Raw genomic sequence first — 6,445 nt, 5'->3', positions numbered from 1 at the left:
CGCCCGGCCGCTCCCGGTCCTCCAGTTCCGCCTGGGCCACGGCGGTGGCGAACCCGACGTCCCACAGCGTCGGGGCCTCCGCCTGGTACGCCTCGCCCCGGGCCAGGTTGCGCAGGAACGCCCGCTCGACGCGACCCGCGCCGTCCGGCCGATCGTCGTGTACGTCAGCGACCAGTCCACGCTCAGCCCGAGCCGCCGCCACAGGGCCTCGAACGCCTGCTCGTCGGCGACGGTCAGCGTCCCGCACAGCTCCACGAAGTTGCGCCGGGAGATCGGGGTCGGGTTCCGCCGGGCCGCGTCGTTGACCGGGGCGGCCGGCGGCTGCCAGTGCGGGTCGTACGGCAGAGTCGGGTCGCAGCGCACCCCGTAGACGTTCTGCACCCGGCGCTGGTAGGCAGCGCCCGGCCGGGCCGACCACGCCTTATCGGGTGGCCCGGTTGTCACACCAGGGAGTCGCGCCACTGCCGGCGCAGCGCCGCGTACCGGCCGCCGGTGGCGGTCAGCCGCTCCGGCGGGCCGTCCTCCACGACCCGGCCGCGGTCGAGGACGAGCACCCGGTCGGCCGTCTCGACAGTGGAGAGCCGGTGCGCGATCACCAACGCCGTCCGGTCCCGCAGCACCGTGGCGAGCGCCCGCTGCACCAGCCGTTCCGTGGGCACGTCGAGCGACGACGTCGCCTCGTCCAGGACCAGCACCCGGGGGTCGGCGAGGAACGCGCGGGCGAACGCCACGAGCTGCCGCTGCCCGGCGGAGAGCCGGCCGCCACGGCGGCGGACCTCGGTGGCGTACCCGTCAGGCAGGGCCGCGATGAAGTCGTGTGCGCCGATCGCCCGGGCCGCCGCCCGCACCGCCGCGTCGTCCGCACCCGGCCGGCCGAACCGGATGTTCTCGGCCACGGAGCCGCTGAACAGGTGGTTCTCCTGGGTCACCAGCACCACCGCCCGGCGCAGCTCGGCGTCGGCCAGGTCCCGCAGGTCGACCCCGTCCAAAGTGACCGTGCCGGCGTCCGGGTCGTGGAACCGGGCCAGCAGCTTCGCGATCGTGGACTTGCCCGCCCCGGTGGCCCCGACCAGCGCGACGGTCTGCCCGGCGGGCACGGTCAGGTCCAGGCCGGTCAGGATCGGCGCCGCGGCCCGGTAGCCGAAGGAGACCGACCGAAGTTCCACCGCGCCCCGCGCTCCGCCGGTGGGCAGCGGCACCGGGTGGGCCGGCTCGGCGACCGCCGGCCGCTCGTCGAGCACCCCGGCGAGCTTCTCCAGGGCCGCCGTGGCCGACTGGAGCGAGTTGTAGAACTGGCTCAGCTCCTGCATCGGCTCGAAGAACCGGCGCAGGTAGAGCAGGAACGCGGCGAGCACCCCCACCTCCGTCCCGCCGCCGAGCACCCGGGCCCCGCCGTAGCCGAGCACCACCGCCACTGTCACGTTCCCGATCACCTTTATTCCCGGCGAGTACGTGGCGATCAGCCGGAACGCGTGCAGGCTGGCCTGCCGGTAGTCGTCGTTGACGGCCGCGAAGATCTGCTGGTTGCGCGGCTCCCGCCGGTACGCCTGCACCGCCCGGATGCCGCGCAGCGACTCCACGAAGTGGACGATGACCAGCGACATCGCCTCCCTGGTCCGCCGGTACGCGTCGGCCGAGGCGCGGGCGAACCAGCGGGACAGCCAGAGCAGGAACGGGAACGCCAGCAGCGTCACCGCGGCCAGCGGCAGGTCCAGCCAGAGCAGGATGCCGGCCACCGACAGGATCGACAGCGCGGCGAGGACCAGGTTGTCGACGCCCCCGTCGAGCAGTTCGGCGATGGAGTCCAGATCGCTGGTGAGCCGCGAGATCATCCGGCCCGACGTGTAGCGCTCGTGGAAGCCGACGGACAGCCGCAGGAATTGGCCGTACACCCGCTGGCGCAGCTCCAGCAGGACGGCCTGGCCGATCCGGGCGGAGAGGGTGAGGAAGCCGCGCCGGGCCCCGTACTCGAGCACGGCGGCGGCGGCGAACGCGGCGGCGACGGCCGCCAGCGGCCCGCTGTCCCCGGCCCGCAGCGGCCCGATGGTCCGGTCGATGCCGAGCATCACCAGGTACGGCCCGGACATGGCGGCGGCGTTCTGGACCAGCAGCAGCCCCACGGCCAGCCCCAGCCCGCCCCGGTGCGGGCGCAGCAGGTCGCGCAGCAGCGCCCGGCTGCGCACCCGCAGCCGGGCGATCGCCTCGGGGGTGGCCTCCTCGGCCCGGCTCCGGTCGGCCTCCGGGTCGGTGGCCTGCCCCCGCCACCGCTGAAGGTCCGGGCGTGTCGCCAGGTCGGGGCGGTCCTCGGCGTCGGCGGCGGTCACGACCGCACCAGTCCCCGGCCGTCCGGCCCGGCCAGCGATGCCCCCGGGCCGGCCGATGCCCCCGGGCCGGCCGATGCCCCCGGGCCGGCCGATGCCCCCGGCTCCGTTGGCGGGCCCGGCTCGGCGGACAGGACCGCCCGGTACGCCGGCACCGTGGCCAGCAGCCGCGAGTGGGTGCCGACCGCCGTGATCCGCCCCCGCTCCAGTAGCGCCACCCGGTCGGCCAGCGTGACCGTCGACGGCCGGTGCACCACGAGCAGCGCGGTGCTGTCCCGCAGCACCCGCCGCAGCGCCACCTCGACCAGCGCCTCGGTGTGCACGTCGAGGGCGGACAGCGGGTCGTCCAGCACCAGCAGCGCCGGTCGGCCGAGGACTGCCCGGGCCAGGGCCAGCCGCTGCCGCTGCCCGCCGGAGAGGGTGAGCCCCTGCTCGCCGACCCGGGTGGCCAGCCCCCACGGCAGCTCGTACGCGAAGTCCGCCTGGGCCAGCGTGAGCGCCGCCCGCACGTCCGCCTCGTCGGCGTCCGGGCGGCCCAGGGTGAGGTTCTCCCACACCGACATGGAGAACAGCGTCGCCTCCTCGAAGGCCACCCCGACCAGCCGACGCAGCGAGGCCAGCCGCAGGTCGCGCACGTCGTGACCGTCCAGAGTGACCCGTCCGCCGCTCACCTCGTGCAGCCGGGGCACCAGGGAGAGCAAAGTGCTCTTGCCGGCGCCGGTGGCCCCGACCAGGGCGAGCGTCTCGCCCGGCTCCACGGTCAGGTCGATGTTGCGCAACACCGGCGCGGACGTACCCGGGTAGCGGAACGAGACACCCTCGAACGCCAGCCGGCCCCGGACCGCCTCCCGGGCCAGGGCGACCGCGTGCGAGCCGTCCACGATCGCCGGCTCGGTGTCCAGCACCTCCTGGATGCGGTCGGCGGCCGTCGCCGCCTCCCGGCCGTTGGCGATGATCCAGCCCAGCGACTGCACCGGCCAGATCAGCATCAGTTGCAGGCTGACGAAGGCGACCAGCTCGCCGATGGTCAGCGCGCCCCGGGCGGCGGCGACCGCTCCGGCGACCAGCACCACACCGAGGGTCAGGTTGGGCACCAGGTCGAACAGGGCGGAGGTGCGGGCCAGCAGCCGGCTCTTGGCCACGCCGGTGTCGTGCAGCGCCCGCGCGCCGTCGGCGAACCGGGCGGCCAGCTCCGGGCCCCGGCCGTACGCCTTCATGGTGCGCAGGCCCTGCGCGGTCTCCTCGACGAGGGTGGCCACGTCGCCCTGCTGGTCCTGCATCCGCCGCGACGCCGCGTGGTAGTACCGGCCGAACCTGCGGCTGATCAGGAACAGCGGCACCGCGCTGGCCGCCACCAGTAGCCCCAGCGCGGGGTGCAGCCGGACCAGCAGCACCACCACGGCGGCGTACGTGATCAGGTTGAGCACCAGGAACAGCAGGCCGAAGGAGAGGAACCGGCGGATCACCGACAGGTCGCTGGTGATCCGCGACAGCAGCTGGCCGGACTGCCACCGGTCGTGGAAGTCGGCCGGCAGCCGTTGCAGGTGGGAGTAGACGTCGGCCCGGATCGCCGCCTCCATGCCCACCGCGGACGAGGACTGGGCCCACCGGCGGACGAAGATCAGCAGGGCCTCGACCAGGCCGAGCAGCAGGGCCAGCCCGCCGAGGCGGACCAGCCCGCCGGGGTCGTGCCGGGCGACGGGGCCGTCGATCACCCGCTGCACCACGAGCGGCACGGCCAGGCTCGCCCCGGTGATCGCCAGCGCCGCCGCGAACAGCCAGCAGAACTCGACGGCGTACGGGCGGAGGTAGGAGCGGAGCCGCCAGAGGTTGCGCAGGGGGCGGTGGGCGTCGCCCCGGTGGGCCGGGTGGGCGTCGCCCCGGTGGGCCGGGTAGCCGTCGCTCTCCGCAGGCACTACCCGACGGTAGCGTCAAAGTGGACGGTCGCCGCTGTCAATTTTCGGACCTTCGGCACCGTCGACCCCACTTCAGTGCCCTTCGGGGGTCTTCGGCGCCGTCTGCGCCTCGTGGGCGAGCAGCCAGCGCTTCACGTCCAGCCCCCAGCGGTAGCCGCCCAGGGTCCCGTCGGTGCGCAGCACCCGGTGGCACGGGACGAAGAGGGCTGCGGCGTTGCGCGCGCAGGCCGCCGCCGCGGCGCGGACCGCCGCGGGCCGCCCCGCCAGCGCGGCGTACGCCGTGTACGTGACCGGACGGCCGGGCTCGACCTCGCGCAGCACCCGCCACGCGTGCGCCTGGAACGCGCCGCCGGTGTGCTGCTGCACGGGCACCGGGTCGATGGCCGTCGACTCCCCGTCGAGGTACGCGGTAACGGCGGCGGTCACTGGCCCGAGGTCGGCGCGCCGCCGCACCGAACCGCGCAGCGCGGGGTGCACGAGCGGCACCAGCGACTCCGGATCAACGGTGAAGCCGGCCGCCCGGACCGCCCCGTCGGGGCCGGTCAGGACGCTCAGCGGGCCGGCGGGGGTGGTGAGGACCGCGCCGTCGAGGGTGATGGTCATGCTGCTCTCCAGAGTCGGATAACCGCGTACGAGCGCCAGGGGCGCCAGCGTTTCGCGTACGTGTCGAGGGTCTGTGGGTCGTCGGGCAGGCCGAGCGCGGCGGCACCGCGCCGGACGGCCAGGTCGGTGGGGAGGCCGACGTCCGGGTCGCCGAGGGCGCGCATGGCGACGTAGCCGGCCGTCCAGGCGCCGATCCCGGGCACCGCCAGGAGCCGTCGCACGGTTTCCTCCCGGTCCCCGCCCGGGTCGAGGTCGAGCGAGCCGTCGGCGACCGCCCGCGCGGCGGCCCGGATCGTCTCCCGTCGCGCCGCCGGCATCCGGAACCCCTCGTCCGCCACCCGCAGCAGCTCCTCCGCGTCGGGAAACGCCCGCAACCCGTCATCGGTGGGGGCGGTGGCAGGCAGCAGCCGGGTGAGGGTGGTGCGGGCCGAGGCCAGGGAGACCTGCTGGGTGGCGATGGCGCGGACGAGCATCTCCAGGCCGTCGACGGCGCGGGGCAGGCGTACACCCGGTTCCGCCGCCACCGCCGGGGCCAGCGCGGGGTCGGTGGCGAGGGCGCCGTCGACGGCCGCCGGGTCGGCGTCGAGGTCGAACAGCCGGCGGCAGCGGGCCACCGCCGGGGCCAGATCGCGCACGTCGGCCAGCCGCAGCGTCGCCGAGACGTACCCATCCGCAGGCGTCAGCGCCACCTCCGCCGTGCCGTGCGGCAGCCGCAACCCCCGGCGGTACGTCCCGTCGCGCACCTCCTCGACGCCGGGCAGCGCCCGCAGCGCGAGGAAGCCCAGCAGCGACGCCGCATGCAACGGCGGCCGGTACGCCAGCCGCAGCGTGATCGTGCCCGCCCCGCCGGGCAGCGCCGGGGTGTGCTCCGCCGCCGACCCGGTCGCCGTGCGCGGCCTTCGGGCGACCCGTAGCTGCGACGGGGCGGTGGCGTAGACCTCCCGCACCGTGTCGTTGAACTGGCGGACGCTGCCGAACCCGGCCGCGAACGCGATCTCGGCCATCCCGAGCCCGGTGGTCTCGATCAGGATCCGGGCGGTCTGGGCGCGCTGCGCCCGGGCCAGCGCGAGCGGGCCGGCCCCCAACTCGGCGCGGAGCATCCGGTGCAGGTGTCGCTCGGTGTAGCCGAGCCGGGTGGCCAGCCCGGGCACCCCGTCGCGGTCGACCACCCCGTCGGCGATCAGCCGCATGGCCCGGCCCACCACGTCCGCCCGGACGTCCCACTCCGGCGAGCCCGGGGCGGCGTCGGGGCGGCACCGGCGGCAGGCCCGCAGCCCGGCCGACTGGGCGGCGGCGGCCGACGGGAAGAACCGGACGTTGCGCCGCTTCGGCGTCGTCGCCGGGCAGGACGGCCGGCAGTAGATCCCGGTCGACGTCACGCCCGTGTAGAACCAGCCGTCGAATCGCTGGTCGCGGCTGTCCACGGCCCGGTAGCACCGCTCGAAGTCCAACTCCACGCCACCGATGATGCCCGCAGCTCACCTGCGGCGGCTCGCGGGAATCGGACCTGAGCGTCCGGACACCCGGCGGCCCCTCCACCCCTCGTCTCGGTGCGGTGCGCGGGTAGCCCGCGCGGGGCCACCGGGCGTCCGCTGTCGTCAACGC

General features: G+C 75.7%; 4 protein-coding genes and 1 pseudogene. All 5 read right to left on the bottom strand.

What is annotated here, in order from left to right; all coding sequences use genetic code 11:
• Positions 1-462 (bottom strand): annotated as a pseudogene (locus tag E1258_RS28690) (class I tRNA ligase family protein); the annotation flags it as partial.
• On the bottom strand, positions 441-2,324 hold the full coding sequence (locus tag E1258_RS28685) for an ABC transporter ATP-binding protein (protein WP_132406631.1): 1,884 nt from the start codon (positions 2,322-2,324) through the stop codon (positions 441-443). The pseudogene E1258_RS28690 and the gene E1258_RS28685, both read right to left, overlap by 22 nt.
• A complete protein-coding gene (locus E1258_RS28680) occupies positions 2,321-4,237 on the bottom strand; it encodes an ABC transporter ATP-binding protein (RefSeq protein WP_132406629.1) in 1,917 nt (638 codons plus the stop codon). Before E1258_RS28680 ends, E1258_RS28685 begins: the two co-directional genes overlap by 4 nt.
• Positions 4,238-4,309: 72 nt before the next feature.
• Positions 4,310-4,840: a methylated-DNA--[protein]-cysteine S-methyltransferase gene (locus tag E1258_RS28675; protein WP_132406627.1), complete on the bottom strand. Its 531-nt coding sequence runs from the start codon at positions 4,838-4,840 to the stop codon at positions 4,310-4,312.
• Positions 4,837-6,297: a DNA-3-methyladenine glycosylase 2 gene (locus E1258_RS28670; protein WP_132406625.1), complete on the bottom strand. Its 1,461-nt coding sequence runs from the start codon at positions 6,295-6,297 to the stop codon at positions 4,837-4,839. Before E1258_RS28670 ends, E1258_RS28675 begins: the two co-directional genes overlap by 4 nt.
• Positions 6,298-6,445: the final 148 nt, after the last annotated feature.

Origin of the sequence: Micromonospora sp. KC207 (assembly GCF_004348615.1) — a bacterium.
Classification (GTDB): Bacteria; Actinomycetota; Actinomycetes; order Mycobacteriales; family Micromonosporaceae; genus Micromonospora.
Note: the sequence above shows the minus strand (reverse complement) of the source record. Positions and strands in the feature narration are given on the sequence as shown.